At 65.6% G+C, this 16,173-nt stretch carries 17 protein-coding genes; 8 read left to right on the top strand and 9 right to left on the bottom strand.

Annotated features, from left to right (window positions below):
* Nucleotides 1-54 precede the first annotated feature (54 nt).
* Nucleotides 55-1,626, top strand: coding sequence for a peptide chain release factor 3 (locus AX672_RS02830; RefSeq protein WP_066647900.1), 1,572 nt, complete (start codon nt 55-57; stop codon nt 1,624-1,626).
* Here the strand turns inward: AX672_RS02830 and cutA are convergent.
* Nucleotides 1,604-1,960: a divalent-cation tolerance protein CutA gene (gene cutA, locus AX672_RS02825; RefSeq protein ID WP_231731131.1), complete on the bottom strand. Its 357-nt coding sequence runs from the start codon at nt 1,958-1,960 to the stop codon at nt 1,604-1,606. The genes AX672_RS02830 and cutA overlap by 23 nt on opposite strands.
* Complete coding sequence (locus AX672_RS02820; RefSeq protein WP_066647897.1) at nt 1,930-4,266, bottom strand: TonB-dependent receptor; 2,337 nt, start codon at nt 4,264-4,266, stop codon at nt 1,930-1,932. The genes cutA and AX672_RS02820 overlap by 31 nt, the downstream gene beginning before the upstream one ends.
* Before the next feature lie 107 nt (nt 4,267-4,373).
* Between AX672_RS02820 and AX672_RS02815 the strand changes: the two genes are divergently transcribed.
* The gene (locus tag AX672_RS02815) at nt 4,374-5,003 is read left to right on the top strand and encodes a TetR/AcrR family transcriptional regulator (protein WP_066647895.1); all 630 of its coding nucleotides are present in this window, start codon (nt 4,374-4,376) and stop codon (nt 5,001-5,003) included.
* Nucleotides 5,004-5,085: 82 nt separating this feature from the next.
* Here the strand turns inward: AX672_RS02815 and AX672_RS02810 are convergent, their stop codons facing one another.
* The 5 genes from AX672_RS02810 to rpmF all read right to left on the bottom strand — a co-directional run bounded on the left by AX672_RS02810 (nt 5,086) and on the right by rpmF (nt 7,995).
* Complete coding sequence (locus AX672_RS02810) at nt 5,086-5,412, bottom strand: MerR family transcriptional regulator (RefSeq protein WP_066647893.1); 327 nt, start codon at nt 5,410-5,412, stop codon at nt 5,086-5,088.
* Between the two features lie 12 nt (nt 5,413-5,424).
* Nucleotides 5,425-5,724, bottom strand: a complete 300-nt coding sequence (locus AX672_RS02805) for an integration host factor subunit alpha (protein ID WP_066647890.1) — start codon at nt 5,722-5,724, stop codon at nt 5,425-5,427.
* An 81-nt stretch (nt 5,725-5,805) separates the two neighbouring features.
* A complete protein-coding gene (locus AX672_RS02800) occupies nt 5,806-6,765 on the bottom strand; it encodes a beta-ketoacyl-ACP synthase III (protein ID WP_066647887.1) in 960 nt (319 codons plus the stop codon).
* Nucleotides 6,762-7,787, bottom strand: a complete 1,026-nt coding sequence (plsX, locus tag AX672_RS02795) for a phosphate acyltransferase PlsX (RefSeq protein ID WP_066647884.1) — start codon at nt 7,785-7,787, stop codon at nt 6,762-6,764. The genes AX672_RS02800 and plsX overlap by 4 nt, the downstream gene beginning before the upstream one ends.
* A 28-nt stretch (nt 7,788-7,815) precedes the next feature.
* On the bottom strand, nt 7,816-7,995 hold the full coding sequence (gene rpmF / locus AX672_RS02790; RefSeq protein ID WP_066647881.1) for a 50S ribosomal protein L32: 180 nt from the start codon (nt 7,993-7,995) through the stop codon (nt 7,816-7,818).
* A gap of 200 nt (nt 7,996-8,195) precedes the next feature.
* Here rpmF and AX672_RS02785 point away from each other — a divergent pair, with 200 nt between their 5' ends.
* The gene (locus AX672_RS02785; protein ID WP_066648071.1) at nt 8,196-8,639 is read left to right on the top strand and encodes an MAPEG family protein; all 444 of its coding nucleotides are present in this window, start codon (nt 8,196-8,198) and stop codon (nt 8,637-8,639) included.
* Between the two features lie 9 nt (nt 8,640-8,648).
* On the opposite strand, the gene AX672_RS02780 is transcribed toward AX672_RS02785, so the two are convergent.
* Nucleotides 8,649-9,308 (bottom strand): MBL fold metallo-hydrolase, encoded by a 660-nt coding sequence (locus AX672_RS02780; RefSeq protein WP_066647877.1) that lies wholly within the window; start codon nt 9,306-9,308, stop codon nt 8,649-8,651.
* Between the two features lie 86 nt (nt 9,309-9,394).
* On the opposite strand from AX672_RS02780, the gene pabB reads away from it, so the two are divergent.
* The 4 genes from pabB (at nt 9,395) to msrA (ending at nt 13,420) form a co-directional block, all read left to right on the top strand.
* Nucleotides 9,395-11,158, top strand: coding sequence for an aminodeoxychorismate synthase component I (pabB, locus tag AX672_RS02775; protein WP_066647874.1), 1,764 nt, complete (start codon nt 9,395-9,397; stop codon nt 11,156-11,158).
* A 31-nt stretch (nt 11,159-11,189) separates the two neighbouring features.
* Complete coding sequence (locus tag AX672_RS02770) at nt 11,190-12,389, top strand: pyridoxal phosphate-dependent aminotransferase (protein ID WP_066647871.1); 1,200 nt, start codon at nt 11,190-11,192, stop codon at nt 12,387-12,389.
* A gap of 165 nt (nt 12,390-12,554) precedes the next feature.
* The gene (locus tag AX672_RS18445; RefSeq protein ID WP_168727298.1) at nt 12,555-12,698 is read left to right on the top strand and encodes a hypothetical protein; all 144 of its coding nucleotides are present in this window, start codon (nt 12,555-12,557) and stop codon (nt 12,696-12,698) included.
* A 62-nt stretch (nt 12,699-12,760) separates the two neighbouring features.
* Nucleotides 12,761-13,420 carry a peptide-methionine (S)-S-oxide reductase MsrA gene (msrA, locus tag AX672_RS02765; protein WP_066647869.1) on the top strand — a complete coding sequence of 220 codons (660 nt, stop codon included), beginning with the start codon at nt 12,761-12,763 and terminating at the stop codon, nt 13,418-13,420.
* Nucleotides 13,421-13,433: 13 nt separating this feature from the next.
* On the opposite strand, the gene pdeM is transcribed toward msrA, so the two are convergent.
* Entirely contained in the window at nt 13,434-14,108 is a 675-nt protein-coding gene (gene pdeM / locus AX672_RS02760; RefSeq protein WP_066647866.1) for a ligase-associated DNA damage response endonuclease PdeM, read from the bottom strand.
* An 88-nt stretch (nt 14,109-14,196) separates the two neighbouring features.
* Between pdeM and AX672_RS02755 the strand changes: the two genes are divergently transcribed.
* Nucleotides 14,197-16,158, top strand: a complete 1,962-nt coding sequence (locus AX672_RS02755; RefSeq protein WP_066647863.1) for a potassium transporter Kup — start codon at nt 14,197-14,199, stop codon at nt 16,156-16,158.
* Nucleotides 16,159-16,173 lie beyond the last annotated feature (15 nt).

Raw genomic sequence — 16,173 nt, 5'->3', positions numbered from 1 at the left:
CCGCCGGAAGGACGAACTCTCGACTCGGTAAGCCCCGGGGGCTAACCGCAGCCGATGACATCGCCTTTCGAACGCCGCACTTTCGCGATCATTTCCCACCCCGACGCCGGCAAGACCACGCTCACCGAAAAGCTGCTCTATTTCGGCGGCGCGATCCATCTGGCGGGCGAGGTCAAGGCGCGCGGCGCCAATCGGCGTGCTCGCTCCGACTGGATGAAGATCGAGCAGCAGCGCGGCATTTCGGTCACGTCGTCGGTGATGACATTCGAAAAGGACGGCATCACCTTCAACCTGCTCGACACACCGGGCCACGAGGATTTCAGCGAAGACACTTATCGCACGCTGACCGCGGTCGATTCGGCGGTGATGGTGATCGACGCCGCGCGCGGCATCGAGGCGCAGACGCGCAAGCTGTTCGAAGTGTGCCGGTTGCGGTCGGTGCCGATCATCACGTTCGTCAACAAAGTCGACCGCGAGGGGCGCGACCCGTTCGCGTTGCTCGACGAGATCGCCGATCTGCTCGCGCTCGACGTGACGCCAATGAGCTGGCCGATCGGCATGGGCGGCGAATTCGAAGGGATCTACGACTTCCACGGCGACACGCTGCGGCAGCCCGAGGGCGGCAGCCGCGAATTTCTGGGCAAGGCGACGCGCTTTGCCGGGCTCGACGATCCGGCGCTTGCCGATGCGCTGTCGAGCGAGGGGCTCACAAGACTGCGCGAGGAAGCCGAACTTGCGCTGGGCGGCTATGGCGCGTTCGATGCCGAAGCCTATCGCAGCGGTGACCAGACGCCGGTCTATTTCGGCTCGGCGCTCAAGGATTTCGGCGTCGGCGAGCTGATCGACGCGCTCGCCCGCCACGCGCCGGGGCCGCGCCCGCAGCCCGCCGAGCCTGCCCCGGTGAGCCCCGATGGCACCGAAGTCACCGGCTTCGTATTCAAGGTGCAGGCGAACATGGACCCGCAGCACCGCGACCGGATCGCCTTCATGCGGCTGTGTTCGGGGACGTTCAAACGCGGCATGAAGCTGACGCCGACCGGCCACGGCAAGCCGATCGCGATCCATTCGCCGATCCTGTTCTTCGCGCAGAACCGCGAGCTGGCGGACGAGGCTTTCCCGGGCGACATCATCGGCATTCCCAACCACGGCACGCTGCGGGTGGGCGACACATTGTCCGAACGCGCGGCCGTGCGCTTCACCGGTCTTCCCAATTTCGCGCCCGAAATCCTGCGCCGCGTGGCGCTCAAGGACCCGACCAAGACCAAGCAGCTGCGCAAGGCGCTCGACGACATGGCCGAGGAAGGCGTGACGCAGGTCTTCTACCCCGAAATCGGCTCGAACTGGATCATCGGCGTCGTCGGCCAGCTCCAGCTCGACGTGCTGCTGTCGCGGCTCGAAGCCGAATACAAGGTCGACGCCGGGCTCGAGATGGCGCCGTTCGAAACCGCGCGCTGGGTGTCGGCGAGCGATCCGGCCGAGCTCAAGAACTTCATGGACCTCAATCGCGGCGCGATGGCCAAGGACCGCGACGGCAATCCGGTGTTCATGGCGAAATCGGCGTGGGAAGTGAATTACATCGCCGAGCGATACAACAAGGTGACCTTCAGCGCGACGCGGGAGCGCTGACTTCGGCGCGAATCCAGTCCAGATATTCAGCCGAGCCGCCGACGATCGGCAGCACGATGATCTCCGGCACCGCATAGCTGTGCCGCGCCTTGATCAGCGCCTCGGCCTCGGCGAGCTTCGTGTGCATGGTCTTGGCGTGGAGCATCACTTCGCTCGACCGCTCGATCGCGCCTTCCCAGCGGTAAACACTGTCGACCGGCATTAACTGGACGCACGCGGCGAGCCGGGCCTCAACCAAAGCCGTGGCGATCGCCTCGGCCTCGTCGCGCCCGCCCACCGCGCACATCAGCACGATGCAGCCGGTCAGAAGCGGAAACCTGCGGTGATCGTCCACGTCCGCGGATCGCCATAATAGACCGTCTGGATGTTGGCGACGCTCGAGAATTCCTGCCCGTCGGTGCGGTAGCGCGTGTCGGAGAAATTCTTCACCGCGCCGCGCAGATAATAGCGGCTGTTATCGAGATCGAGCTGCACATAGGCGTTGCCGAGCGCATAGCCGGGCTCGGTCAGGCCGGGGCGATTGTCGACCGACAGGAATTGCTTGTCGATGAACCGGCCTTCGATGCCGAGCGTCAGCTTGTTCGACCCGATTGGCACGACATAGTCGCCCGCCAGCCGCGCGGAGATCGGCGGGGCAAACGCCGGACGGCAAGTGACGGCGGCGCCGGTCGGGTTGCACGAGAAAGTGCCCGGCGGCACCCGCCGACCGTCGTCGAAGCGCAGATACTTCGCATCGAGATAGCCGAGCGAGCCGGTCAGCGTCAGCGCGCGAGAGGGCTTCGCCACCGCTTCGACCTCGAAGCCCCAGATCCGCAGCTTGCCGGCGTTGATGACCGGGAAGACGCCGGTATTGGCGGCCCCCACCACGCCGCCGCCAACGCGCGCCTGGAAATTGCTGTAATCCGAATAAAATGCCGCCGCCGACAGCTTCACCCGGCCATCGGCGAAGCTGCCCTTGGCGCCGATTTCATAAGTCCACACCGTCTCCGGGCGGAAGCGATTGACGATCGTCGGGGTGCCGTTCACGACCAAGGTCAGGTCGTTGACGCTGTTCGCGCGGCCATTGAACCCGCCCGATTTGAAGCCGCGGCTGGCGCTTGCATAGATCAGACTGTCGCGGTCGGGCTTGAAGCTGAGCGTGAAGCTCGGCGTCCACGCATCGAAGCTCGCAACATTGTCCGCGTTGAGCGGTGCCGGCAGATTGTCGGGGAAGCGGAACTGCAGATTGTTGAGCGCGGCCAGCGACGAGATCGTCGTCGTGAAGCGGTTGTAGCGCCTGTCCTCACGCGTATAGCGCAGCCCCGCCGTGAAGGCGAAGCGGCTGGTGAAATCATAAGTGAACTGGCCGAAGGCGGCATAGCTCTTGGTGTTCTGCGCGTCGTTGATCAGCCGGGTGAACGTTGTCGGCGCGCCCAGGAACGTGAAAATGTCATTGCCGAACGCGGTCTGATTCGAGGTGACATTTTCGTCGAGGTAATAGAGCCCGAACACGCCCTTCAGCTTGTTGCCATTGTATTTGAGCTGAAGTTCCTGGCTGAACTGCTTCTGGTCGACGCCGACGAACACGTCGCCGAGGAAGAACTGGCTGGCATCGATGTCTATGAAGAAATTGGGGTCGAGCTTGCGATAGCCGGTGATCGACACGAATTGCAGCGTGTCGGTGATGTCGATGTTGGCTGTGAAGCCGATGCCCCAATGGTCGAGCCGCTGCCCCTGCCCCGGGGTCAGGCTGGTCGAGGCGCGGAAGTTGTACGGGCCATAGGGCTCTGCCGGCACCAGCACGGTGGCGCCCGCCGGAAACAGGCTGGTCTGGAGCAGCGGCGCGGTCGGATAGCCGAGCGTCGCGGCATTGCGCTGTTTGGTGTAATCGCCCGACAGCGTGAATTCGAAGCCATCGGCAGGCTTGAAGCGCAGGATGCCGCGCCCGGCCCAGAGATTGCGGTCGTTGAAGCGGCGCCCGGTGCGCGGATCGGTGACGAGCCCGTCGCGCGTGTCATAGGTGCCCGCGACCGACAGCGCGAGCACATCGCGCGCCAGCGGCACGGTGACATAACCGTTGAGCAGCACCTGATCATAGGCGCCATAGGTCACGTCGGCGCTCGCATGGAAGGCGTTCAGGTCGGGCTTGCGGGTGACGATGTTGACCGCGCCGCCGATCGTGTTCTTGCCATAGAGCGTGCCCTGCGGCCCGCGCAGCACTTCGACGCGCTGGACATCGAACAGGTTGAGCAGCGCACCCTGAATGCGGCTGAGATAGACGCCATCGACATAGACGCCGACGGCGGGGTCGAAGGTCTGCAGCGCATCGGGCTGGCCGATGCCGCGGATGAAAAAGTTGGCGCTGGTCGATGAACCGCGGCCCTGCACCAGATTGACGTTGGGGATCGCGCCCTGAATGCCCGACAGGTCGATTGCCTGCAGCCTGGCGAGGTCGGTCTGCGACAGCGCCGACACCGCGATCGGCACATCGAGCAGCCGTTCCTCGCGGCGGCGGGCGACGACGACGACATCGTCACCTTCGGTAACGGCGGGTTGCGCGTCGGGTGCGGGTGCCGGCGCGGTCTGTGCTGCGGCAGGCAGGGCGATCATCGCGGCGCCGGCGAACAGCGCGGCGCGCAGACAGGCAGTGCGGTAGGTCATCAAAATCCCTCCTTAGGCCGGCGCGGACTTCTGCGGGTTGCGCTCGGGGTCGGGACATCTATACTGAAAGTTGAACCATGTTTCAACTTGAGAAACTATCTGACGTAATGCCGGTGCCGACCGCCTCGACCGATGCCAAGCAGCCGCGTACCGACCGCGGCCGCCGGACGCGGCGCGCCATCCTCGACGCCGCGCGCAGCGAGTTCGGCGAGCGCGGTTTTCATGAAGCGTCGATCAGCGGGATCACTCGGCGTGCGGGCGTCGCGCTGGGCAGTTTCTACACCTATTTCGACAGCAAGGACGCGCTGTTCCGCGCGTTGGTGCGCGACATGTCGGATCAGGTCCGTGACCATGTCGCTCCGGTGCTCCAGACCGCACCCGACCAGGTCGCTGCCGAGCAGGCCGGGTTGAAGGCCTTCATCGACTTCGTGCGCGGCCATAAGGAAATCTATCGCATCATCGACGAAGCCGAATTCGTCGATCCCGACAGTTTCCGTGCGCATTATTCGACGACGGCCGAGCGTATCGCCCAACGGCTGGAAGCTGCGGCGGCGCGCGGCGAAGTGCGCGGCGAGCATAGCGAAGTGCATGCCTGGGCGATCATGGGGATGAACGTGTTTCTCGGTCTGCGCTACGGCGTCTGGGGCGAGGACCTCAGCGCCGAGACCGTCGCCGGCGTGATCGCGCAACTCTTGCGCCACGGGCTGGCGGCGGCGCGCGATACCCAATCCGGGTAAGCAAGCGACGATCGGGTCCCGACTAGCGGTTTGAGGCCCCCTTTTGAGCGAGTCGCGCGCCCCGAGTCGCGGCGCGCAACCGTCAGCCGACGTCGGCCGCCAGCGCAGCAACCAGAGCGTCACGGACCGCCTGAACCGCCCGTGCGTCGCAGGTCACAACCGTCTTGCCTTCGCTCGCCAGCAACGTCTGGACGCCGCGGATCGTATAGCCTTCATCGCCGAGCAGCGTGTTGATCCGGCGCACCAGCGCGACATCGTCGGGCCGGTAATAACGCCGCCGACCAGCGCGGGTCAGCGGGCGAAGCTGGGGGAAGCGCGTTTCCCAATAGCGCAGGATGTGGCGCGCAACCCCCGTCTCTTCAGACAATTCGCCAATCGTCCGATAGGCGCCTGGCGCCTTTTCCGACATAATCTGAATACCTTACCCCGCCTTGACGATGCGTTCGCGCAGCATCTGGCTGGCGCGGAACGTCATCACCTTGCGCGGTGCGATCGGCACTTCGACGCCAGTCTTGGGATTGCGGCCGATCCGCTCGCCCTTCTCGCGCAGCACGAAAGTGCCAAAGCCCGAAATCTTCACATTCTCGCCATCGGCCAGCGCCTGGCACATGTGGCTCAGGATATTTTCGACCATCCGCGCCGAATCGGTCCGCGACAAACCCACCTGACGGTGCAGTGCTTCGGCAAGATCGGCTCGTGTTAAAGTTCCCGCAGCAGCCATGCGGCATTCCTCCCCTTGACAGGAGTCGAGCCTAACACAGTCGTAATGCATGGCAAATTATCTGTTGCGATGCCGCAACGATCAGAAGCGGACGAGCGCCGCTCCCCAGGTGAAGCCACCGCCCATCGCTTCGAGCACGAGCAGGTCGCCGCGCTTGATCCGGCCATCGCGTACCGCCGTGTCGAGCGCGAGCGGAACCGACGCTGCCGAGGTATTCGCATGGCGATCGACGGTGACGACGACGCGGTCGGGATCGAGCCCGAGCTTCTTCGCGGTCGCATCGAGAATGCGGATATTGGCCTGATGCGGCACCACCCAGTCGACATCGGCCGGGGCCTCGCCCGCCATCGTCAGCACTTCCTCCATGACGCCCGCAAGCTTGGCGACGGCGTGGCGGAAGACCTCGCGCCCCTTCATGCGCACCTTGCCGACCGTGCCGGTGGTCGACGGGCCGCCATCGACGTAGAGCAGGTCGTTGAAGGCGCCATCGGCATGGAGCTTGCTGGCCAGCACGCCGCGATCGCCATTTTCTTCGGCTTCGAGCACGATCGCGCCCGCTCCGTCGCCGAACAACACGCAGGTCGCGCGGTCTTCCCAGTCGAGGATGCGGCTGAAGGTCTCAGCGCCGATCACCAGCGCACAACGTGCGGAGCCGGCGCGGATCATGTTTTCCGCCACCTGCAGCGCATAAAGGAAGCCAGAGCACACCGCCGCGACATCGAACGCGACGCAATCGCCCGCGCCCAGCGCATGCTGGACCTTGGTCGCCGATGACGGGAAGGTCTGGTCGGGCGTGGCGGTCGCCAGCACGATCAGATCGACATCGCTCGCCGCCCGCCCCGCAGCCGCCAGCGCGACGCGCGCGGCATCGGTCGCAAGACTCGCCGTCGTCTCGCCTTCGCCTGCGATGTAGCGCTGGCGAATGCCAGTGCGCTCGACGATCCATTCGTCCGAGGTGTCGACCATTTCGGCCAGCTCGGCATTGAGCACGCAGCGCTTGGGCAGCGCCGATCCGGTGCCGGTAATGACCGCGCGGATCATGCCGCCTTCGCTTCGAAATTGCCGAGGTCGTCGCTGATCCGGCGCGTCAGATCGTCGCGCACCAGCTTGGCTGCGAGCGCGATCGCATGCGCGACGCCGTTCTCGTTGGCGCTGCCGTGGCTTTTGACGACAATGCCGTTCAGCCCCAGAAACACTGCGCCATTGTGGTTGTTGGGATCGAGATGATCGCGCAGCAGCTTGGTGGCGGGGCGCGAGATCAGGAAGCCGACCTTCGAGCGGAACGAGCTGCTGAAAGCACGCTTGAGCAGATCGGCCACGAAGCGCGCCGTCCCTTCGGCGGTCTTGAGCGCGATATTGCCCGAAAAGCCGTCGCAAACGATAACGTCGAGGTCGCCCCGCGACAGCCGGTTGCCTTCGGCGAAGCCGGCAAAGGTCATCGGCAGATGCGTCGCGGCCTTCAATTGCGCGGCGGCATCACGAATGTTGTCGGTACCCTTCATATCCTCGGTGCCGATGTTGAGCAGGGCAACGCGCGGTGAGGCGAGATCGAAAGTGGTCCGCGCATAGGCCGCGCCCATCACGGCGAACTGCACCAGGTTTGCCGCATCGCATTCGGTGTTGGCGCCGAGATCGAGCATGACGACGTCGTTCGCGCCGAGGCTGGGCATGGTGGCGGCCAGCGCGGGGCGATCGATGCCGGGCAAGGTGCGCAGCGCAAGCTTGGCCATCGCCATCAGCGCGCCGGTATTGCCAGAGGAAACCGCCGCCGATGCCTTGCCTTGCTTGACCAGATCGATCGCGATGCCGATCGACGTTGTCTTGGCGCGGCGCAGCGCCGCGCTCGGCTTTTCGCTCGCGCTGACGACATCGGGGGCGTGGACAATCTCGGCCCGCGCGGCGAGCGCAGGATAGCGCGCGAGGCCTGCGCGAATCGCCGCTTCGTCACCCACCAGCAGGAAACTCGACTCGGGCAAGCGATCGAATGCCTGAGCGGTGCCGGCCAGCATTACTGCCAGGCCGTCGTCGCCGCCCATCGCGTCGATCGCGATCCGGGAGTTCATGCCACGTCAGTCCCCCGGCCGGTTGGTGTCAGGCTTCGACCGAGACGATCTCGCGGCCGTTATAATGGCCGCAGGCACCACAAAGCACATGCGGGCGCTTCAGTTCGCCGCAGTTGGGGCATTCCTGAAACGATGCAACAGTCAGCGAATCGTGGCTGCGACGCATGCCGCGCTTCGAGGGCGAAGTCTTTCTCTTTGGGACGGCCATGGCGGCACCTTAGCTTTCGAAAAATGGCAAACAAACGGCGAGCGCCGGGACGCCAATGGATACCACGACCGACCGGCCGCGGATAGCCACCAGCGGCCGGGCGCTTCGCGAAGGGCGCTGCCTATACCGATTTCGCGCGCCGTTGCAAGCACTCGCAATGGCTGGCAGAGGCAACGGGGTTTCCTTGCGCGAGAATGTCGATGGCCATTGCCCTGTTGCCGATCACCCTGAGCGCCACCGGCGCTGCCGGCCTGCTCAACGTCTGGCTGGCGTTTCGCAGCGGCCGCACCCGCGCTGCGGCCGGTGGCGGGCTCGGCCATCTGGGCGATGATCTGCTGCTCGCGCGCAGCCGGTCGCACGCCAATTTCGCCGAATATACGCCGATCGTACTGATCCTGATCGGCGCGATCGAGCTCACGGAGGGATCGAGCCTGTGGCTGGCGATCGTCGCGACGCTGTTCCTGTTCGGGCGAGTCGCGCATCCGTTGGGGATGGAAAATCGCTTCCCGCAGGGGCGCTTCATCGGCACGATCATTGCGCTGCTGGTGACGCTGGGCCTCGCGCTTTACGCGCTGTCGCTGTCGCTGCCCCTGCGCACGGCGCCGGCGCCAGTCGCGGTCGAGGCGCCGCCCGCGCGCGGCTGAGCCCTTTCGCTAGGCCGCGAGCGCGCGGTCGCTGACGAACATGTTGGTGCGGCGTTCGGTACCGAAATCGCTCGGCTGGCCGTGGCCGGGGATGAAGACGGTATCGTCGCCAAGCGGCCAGAGCTTGCCGACGATCGAATCGATCAGCTGCTGGTGGTTGCCGAGCGGAAAATCGGTGCGGCCGATCGATCCCTGAAACAGCACGTCGCCGACCAGCGCGAGCCGGGCGCCTTCATGGTGGAAGATGACATGGCCGGGCGTGTGGCCGGGGCAATGCCGCACCGCGAGCGTCAGCTCACCGACGGTTACGCTGTCGCCTTCGTCGAGCCAGCGGGTCGGCTCGAACGGCACCCCGCGAATCCCGTAATTGCGGCCATCCTCGTCTAAGCGCGCGATCCAGAAGCGGTCGGCCTCATGCGGGCCTTCGATCGGCACGCCGAGTTCCTCGGCCAGCACGCCCGCTTCGCCGCAATGATCGATATGGCCGTGGGTGATCAGGATCTTCTCGATCGTAACGCCGGTCTTGGCGATCGTCGCGCGCAGCTTGGGCAGGTCGCCGCCGGGATCGACAAAGGCACCGCGCATCGTCTTCGTGCACCACAGCAAGGTGCAGTTCTGCTGGAGCGGCGTGACCGGGATGATCGCGGCCTGGATCGGTGAGCTCGTCATGCGCCGGGCGATACCCCGCGCCGCAAAGCGCCGCAAGCAACGGGGGTTGCCGAGCAGGCGCGGCCAAGTGCATCTGTTGCCCGCCAATGCTGTCGCCTCCCTTCATCCTGCTCGACGATGCCCGCCCCGGCGGCGCGGCGGCGCGCCTGTATCGCGACCCGGTCGAGACATTCGTGGCACATGACGTCGATGCCGTGGCGGCCGCGCTGGAGGTGGTGCGGTCGGCGCCCGCGCGCGGCCTGCACGCGGCGGGCTATCTTGCCTATGAGGCAGCGGCGACCTTCGAACCGGCGCTCGCACTGCCGTCCAGCGGAACCGGACCGCTGCTGTGGTTCGGGCTGTTCGAGCGGTTTGAGACGATCGCGGATGTTCCGGCGTGGCTGCCCGATCCGGCAGGCGCGTGGAACAGCCCGCCCCGGCCGCTGATCGACCGCGCCGATTATGATGCGCGGCTTGCGCAGGTGATCGCACTGATCAATGCGGGCGACCTCTATCAGGCCAATCTGACCTTCCCGGCCGAAGTGCGCATCGAAGGCGATCCGCTGGCGCTTTATGCCCGGCTGCGCGCGGCATCGGCGGCGGGCTATGGCGCAGTGATTGCCACTGGCGACGAAACGCTGTTGTCGCTGTCGCCCGAATTGTTCTTCGCGCTTGAGGGACGTCAGCTGACAGTTCGCCCGATGAAGGGTACGGCGCGCCGCGATGCCGATCCCGCCCCCGACCGCGCCGCCGCCGCCGCGCTCGCTGCCGATCCCAAACAGCGCGCCGAAAATCTGATGATCGTCGATCTGATGCGCAACGATCTGTCGCGGGTCGCGGTCGCCGGATCGGTCGCGGTGCCTTCGCTGTTTGCGGTCGAAAGCTATCCGACGGTCCACCAAATGGTGTCGACCGTGACCGCGGAGCTCGCGCCGGCCAGGGGCGGTATCGATGTGCTCGCTGCCCTGTTTCCATGCGGATCGATCACCGGCGCGCCCAAGATCCGCGCGATCGAGGCGCTTGCCGCGATCGAGGCACAGCCGCGCGGCGTCTATACCGGCGCGATCGGCCGCATCGACGCGAACGGCGACGCGATGTTCAATGTCGCGATCCGCACGCTGCGCATCGCGCGCGGGGACGCCAAGGCTGTGATCGGGCTGGGTGGCGGCATCGTCGCCGATTCGACCAGCGCCGCCGAATGGGACGAAGCGCACGCAAAGGGAGCGTTCCTGACCACCGGCTTGCGCGGTTTCGACCTGATCGAGACAATGGCCTTCGATCCCGTTGTCGGTATCGCGCTGCTCGAACGGCATCTGGCGCGGATGAAGGCAAGCGCGGCAAGCTTCGGCTTCGCCTTTGACCGGCACGCTGCGCGCAACGAGCTGCAGGCGGCGACCTTCCGGCTCGCGCAACCGAGCCGGGTGCGGCTGGTGCTGAGCCCAAGCGGGGCCTTTGCGATTGAGACCGCGCCCGCGCCGCCGATGCCGGATGCGCCCGTCCCGGTCGCGATTGTACCGCTGCCGGTGCCCGCCTCCGACTTCCGGCTGCGCCACAAGACCAGCGATCGCGATTTCTATGATGCGGCACGGCGCGCCGCAGACGCATTCGAAGTTGCCTTCACCGATGCCGAGGGGTTTTTGACCGAAGGCAGCTTCACTTCGCTGTTCGTCGAACGCGGCGCGACGCTGTTGACGCCGCCGCTCGCGCGCGGGCTGCTGCCCGGTGTGCTGCGCGCAAGCCTGATCGACAGCGGTCGCGCGGTCGAGGCCGATCTGACTCCGGCCGATCTGGCCGGCGGCTTCTTCATCGGCAATGGCTTGCGCGGGCTGGTGCCCGCCGTGGTTGCGCCGCCGCAACGGGCATGTCTATAGCCCGGGTACACTCCCGCAAAAGGCCCGCCATATGCAGCCCTCCGCCGCGCTCAACCGCATCAGCCCGTCGCCGACGCTGGCCATCAGCGCGAAAGTCGGTGCGCTGAAACGCGCCGGCGTCGACGTGATCGGGCTGAGCGCGGGCGAGCCCGATTTCGACACGCCCGATTTCGTCAAGGACGCCGCGATTCAGGCGATCCGCGACGGCCAGACCAAATACACCGACGTCGACGGCACCCCTGCGCTGAAGGCAGCGATCGTCGCCAAGTTCAAACGCGACAACGGGCTCGATTACGGCATCAATCAGGTGACCGCCAATGTCGGCGGCAAGCACACGCTGTTCAACGCGATGGTCGCAACGATTGACGCGGGCGATGAAGTCATCATCCCCGCGCCCTATTGGGTCAGCTATCCCGATGTCGTGCTGTTCGCGGGCGGCACGCCGGTGTTCGCGGCCGCCGGCCCCAACCAGAATTACAAGCTGACGCCCGAACAGCTTGAGGCAGCGATCTCCCCGCGTACCAAATGGGTCATCCTCAATTCGCCGTCGAACCCGACCGGCGCCGCTTACTCGGTCGCCGAATTGCGCGCGCTGGGCGAGGTGCTGCTGCGCCATCCGCACGTGTGGGTGTTCGCCGACGATATGTACGAGCATATCCTCTACGACGGCTTCGAGTTCGCGACGATCGCGCAGGTGGTGCCCGAACTCTACGACCGCACGCTGACCGTGAACGGTTGTTCAAAGGCCTATGCGATGACCGGCTGGCGGATCGGCTATGCCGGGGGCGCCGAGTGGCTGATCAAGGCAATGGGCAAGCTGCAATCGCAGTCGACCTCCAACCCCTGTTCGATCGCACAGGCGGCCGCGGTTGCGGCGCTCAATGGCGACCAGAGTTTCCTGAAGGACCGGGCGGCGGCGTTTCAGGCCCGACGCGACCTGGTCGTCGGCATGCTCAACACGACGATGGGCATGCGCTGCCCCAAGCCCGAAGGCGCCTTCTACGTCTATCCCGATTGTTCGGGGCTGATCGGCCGGCGGACGCCCAAGGGCGCGGTGATCACCGACGACAGCGCGCTCGTCGGCTATTTGCTCGAAGAAGCGCGCGTCGCGGCGGTGCCCGGCGTTGCCTTTGGTCTCTCGCCGGCGATGCGCATCAGCTATGCGACGTCGGAAAGCGTGTTGCGTGAAGCATGCACGCGCATCCAGGAAGCCTGCGCCGCCGTAGCTTGATCGCAAATGGCAGTCGTTTCATCGACGGCTCTTTGCAGAAACGCTGCGTTGACGAATTGGAAGCCTTGTTTCGGCACCGTTCGTAACGATTTGCGCGCTAGCACGAATTCATCGACGCGGGGGTCGCCATGACGACCCTGCGTCGGTCACTGGGATTGTTGGGACATGCTGAAGTTTTTCAAATCGCCGCTGTTGTGGCAGATCACCAGCGGTTTCGCGCTCGGCACGGTTGGCGTGGTCGCACTGTCGCCCGCAACCGCATCGCCGCTGCTTGCGTTGATGCCCGCCGCCGTCACGCTGGTTCGCTGATTACTTGTAACCATCGGCGGGAGTCAGCCGAAACATCGCTTGGGTGAACCAAGAGGATTTGTATGACTCGCAGCTTGATTGCTTTTGTCGGCTTTGCCGGACTTTCCATCGCCGCGCTCAGCGCCGGATCGGCCAATGCCGAACGCGCGGTTGTTATTCCGGCCGCCAAGGTCGACGTGCCGCGCACCGGCAAGGTCCAGACGGCGGTGTTCGCTGGTGGCTGCTTCTGGGGTATGGAAGCAGTGTTCGAGCATGTGAAGGGCGTCAAATCGGTGACGTCGGGCTATGCCGGCGGCACGGCGACGACCGCGACCTATGACCAGGTCAGCTCGGAAACGACCGGCCATGCCGAAGCCGTCAAGATCGTCTATGATCCGGCCGTCGTCAGCTATGCGACGTTGTTGCGCGTCTATTTCTCGGTTGCGCACGATCCGACGCAGCTCAACCGCCAGGGTCCCGACAGCGGCCCGAGCTACCGCTCGGCGATCTTCCCGCAGAATCCGCAGCAGCGCGCCGCAGCGGCCGCCTATATCGCCCAGCTCGACAAGGCGCATGTGTTCCCGGCAAAGATCGTCACGCGGATCGAGCAGGGCCAGTTTTTCGCGGCCGAGGAGTATCACCAGAACTTCTTCGCCCGGAATCCCTACCACCCCTATATTGTCCATTGGGACAAGCCCAAGCTCGCCGCGTTCAAGGCCGCCTTCGCGCCGATCGCGCGCTGATCGACGCGCGAGGCTAGGCCGCGAGGGTGAAGCGCAGCAGCCGGTCCTCGACCGGCACCAGCGCTTCGGCTTCGCGGCCGACCGCGCGGACGATTTCGGGGTGCCCCGCGTCGAGCCCGCCGGTCAGCGCGCCGAAAGCGGGCAGCACCAGCTTGGTCGCGCTGGCGACAAAACAGCGGCGCGACACCGACCGCCCGCGCAGCCGCACCCGCAGCTTCGGGTGGAAATGTCCTGACAATTCGGGCCGCGGATCGGCGGGATTGGCTTCGTGGCGCAGCAGCAGGCCGTCGACCAGCGCTTCATCGACCACGGTACCGCCGCAATGATCGACCATCGCCGCACCCGCGGCTGCGTCGTGGTTGCCGGTGATCCAGGTCCAGCGCACGGTCGCCGTCAGCGCGCGGAGCCGCGCCTGCGCTTCGCTCCCCAGCCGCTCGCACCCCTCGCCATCGTGGAAACTGTCACCGAGGCACCATATTTCGGTCGGCGCCAAAGCCGCGACGATGCCGGCCAAGTCGCTGAGCGTGGCAAGGCTGTCGTAAGGGGGCAGCATCTGCCCGCCACGTGCGAACCAGCTCGCCTTTTCGAAATGCAGATCGGCGACCAGTAGGGCGCGCCGCGCCGGCCAGAATAATGCCCCTTGAGGCAGCGCTTCGAAGTCATGACCGGCGAACGAAAGGCGAACCATGCCTCGCTATGCCGGGTCGGTGCCGGACCATCAAGCACCGAAATCTGTTGCACCGCGCAACGAGCGGCGTAAAGGCGCTCGCAACCCCATGAGCAGTTCCACGTCCGCTCCCCATGCGCCGCCGGGCGCGTCGCGGCTTAGCCTTGCCACCCTCCCGCTCACGCTCGGCGCGATTGGCGTGGTGTTCGGCGACATCGGCACCAGCCCGCTCTATGCGTTTCGCGAAGCGCTCCAGCAGTCGGCCGGCGATGGTATCGATGCCGCCGAAATCCTCGGCGTGCTCAGCCTTGCACTTTGGGCGCTGATCCTTGTCGTCGGCCTTAAATATGTGGTCTTCCTGACGCGCGCCGACAATCAGGGCGAAGGCGGCGTGCTCGCGCTGACCGCACTGGCGCGGCGCTCGCTGCGCGAATCGCAAGGCAAGGGCGCGCGCGCAACGGTTGCCCTGGCGCTCGGCGCGACCGGCGCGTCGCTGTTTTACGGCGATGCGATCATCACCCCGGCGCTGTCGGTATTGTCGGCGATCGAGGGGCTGAAGACGATTCCGGGCGCGGGATCGCTGTTCAGCGAAGACATGATCATCGCGCTGACGATCGCCATTCTGGTCGGGCTGTTCCTGATCCAGTCGCGCGGGACCGCGAGCGTGTCGAAGCTGTTCGGGCCGATCTGCGTGCTGTGGTTTCTGGCGCTCGGCGGGATCGGCATCTACCATATCGTCGACGAACCATCGATCCTGCGCGTGCTGATCCCGAGCTATGGCATCAGCTTCCTGCTCACCCACGGCGTGATCGGCCTGTTCGTGCTGGGCGCGGTGTTCCTGACGGTGACGGGTGCCGAAGCGCTTACGGCGGACATGGGGCATTTCGGTCGCGCGCCGATCCAGCTCGGCTGGTTCGCGCTCGCCTTCCCTGCGCTGTCGCTCAATTATCTGGGGCAAGGGGCGTTCGCGCTGTCTGCGCTCAAGGCCGCTGCCGCCGCCGGAAAACCCTTCGTCAATCAGGACTGGTTCTTCCTGATGGCGCCTGGGCCCGTGCGAATCCCGCTGGTCATCCTCGCGACGCTGGCGACGATCATCGCGAGCCAGGCCGTCATCACCGGCGCCTATTCGCTGACGCAGCAGGCGATCCAGCTCGGGCTGCTGCCGCGGCTGCGCATCCGCCAGACATCGGCGGCGCATCTGGGCCAAATCTACCTGCCGTCGATCAACTGGCTGCTGCTGATCGGCATCATCATCCTGGTGACGCAGTTCCGGACCTCGTCGGCGATGGCGGCGGCTTATGGCATTGCGGTCACGGGGACGATGGTGGTGACGAGCTGCCTTGCCTATATCGTCGTGCGGCATCACTGGCATTGGGGGCGCCCGGCGGCGCTGATGCTGATCGTGCCGTTTCTGGTGCTCGACCTCGTGTTCTTCGGCGCGAACATTCTGCGCGTGATCGAAGGCGGCTGGGTGCCGCTGGTAATCGCCGGGACGATCGGGCTGCTGATCGTCACCTGGATGCGCGGGCGCAAGATTGTCGGCGCGTTCGAAGGGCGTCAGGCAATTCCGCTTGCCGATCTTGCCGCCGCGCTCGCCAAGCGCCCGCCCGAGCGAGTCGAGGGAACGGCGGTGTTCCTGACCGCCAATCCGCAGAACACGCCCGGCGCGCTGCTCCATAACCTCAAGCACAACAAGGTGCTGCACGCGCGCAACCTGATCGTCACGGTGCGCACCGCCGACCGGCCGGTCGTCGCGCCCGAAGAACGCATCCACGTCCAGCGGATCGACGACAATTTCACCGCGATCGTGCTGAAATACGGCTTCATGGAAACGCCCGATGTCCCCGCCGATCTGGCGTGCGGCACGAACGCGGCATTGCCGGCGATCGACCCGATGAAGACGAGCTATTTCATCGGCCGCAACACGCTGAAGGCGTCGGCCGACGAAGGCATGCCGCTGTGGCAGGACCGGATTTTCATGTTCCTGCAGCGCAATGCAAGCGACCCGACCGATTTCCTGCGCATTCCGCCGGGCAAGGTGCTCGAACTCGGCGAGCAGGTGACGGTCTAGCGCAACGCTCGATTG

Source organism: Sphingomonas sp. CCH10-B3, from assembly GCF_001556185.1.
Lineage (GTDB): Bacteria > Pseudomonadota > Alphaproteobacteria > Sphingomonadales > Sphingomonadaceae > Sphingomonas > Sphingomonas aquatica.
The sequence above is the reverse complement of the archived record's forward strand: the minus strand, read 5'-3'. Positions and strand labels throughout refer to the sequence as shown.

Bases quoted from the DNA above. Each gene is read 5' to 3' on its own strand.
- AX672_RS18445 (WP_168727298.1), top strand. From the start codon at position 12,555: ATGCTGAAGTTTTTCAAATCGCCGCTGTTGTGGCAGATCACCAGCGGT.
- AX672_RS02810 (WP_066647893.1), bottom strand. From the start codon at position 5,412: ATGTCGGAAAAGGCGCCAGGCGCCTATCGGACGATTGGCGAATTGTCT.
- AX672_RS02800 (WP_066647887.1), bottom strand. From the start codon at position 6,765: ATGATCCGCGCGGTCATTACCGGCACCGGATCGGCGCTGCCCAAGCGC.
- AX672_RS02770 (WP_066647871.1), top strand. From the start codon at position 11,190: ATGCAGCCCTCCGCCGCGCTCAACCGCATCAGCCCGTCGCCGACGCTG.
- AX672_RS02755 (WP_066647863.1), top strand. From the start codon at position 14,197: ATGAGCAGTTCCACGTCCGCTCCCCATGCGCCGCCGGGCGCGTCGCGG.
- pdeM (WP_066647866.1), bottom strand. From the start codon at position 14,108: ATGGTTCGCCTTTCGTTCGCCGGTCATGACTTCGAAGCGCTGCCTCAA.
- AX672_RS02820 (WP_066647897.1), bottom strand. From the start codon at position 4,266: ATGACCTACCGCACTGCCTGTCTGCGCGCCGCGCTGTTCGCCGGCGCC.
- AX672_RS02780 (WP_066647877.1), bottom strand. From the start codon at position 9,308: ATGACGAGCTCACCGATCCAGGCCGCGATCATCCCGGTCACGCCGCTC.
- AX672_RS02830 (WP_066647900.1), top strand. From the start codon at position 55: ATGACATCGCCTTTCGAACGCCGCACTTTCGCGATCATTTCCCACCCC.
- AX672_RS02805 (WP_066647890.1), bottom strand. From the start codon at position 5,724: ATGGCTGCTGCGGGAACTTTAACACGAGCCGATCTTGCCGAAGCACTG.
- pabB (WP_066647874.1), top strand. From the start codon at position 9,395: ATGCTGTCGCCTCCCTTCATCCTGCTCGACGATGCCCGCCCCGGCGGC.
- rpmF (WP_066647881.1), bottom strand. From the start codon at position 7,995: ATGGCCGTCCCAAAGAGAAAGACTTCGCCCTCGAAGCGCGGCATGCGT.
- plsX (WP_066647884.1), bottom strand. From the start codon at position 7,787: ATGAACTCCCGGATCGCGATCGACGCGATGGGCGGCGACGACGGCCTG.
- AX672_RS02785 (WP_066648071.1), top strand. From the start codon at position 8,196: ATGGCCATTGCCCTGTTGCCGATCACCCTGAGCGCCACCGGCGCTGCC.
- AX672_RS02815 (WP_066647895.1), top strand. From the start codon at position 4,374: ATGCCGGTGCCGACCGCCTCGACCGATGCCAAGCAGCCGCGTACCGAC.
- msrA (WP_066647869.1), top strand. From the start codon at position 12,761: ATGACTCGCAGCTTGATTGCTTTTGTCGGCTTTGCCGGACTTTCCATC.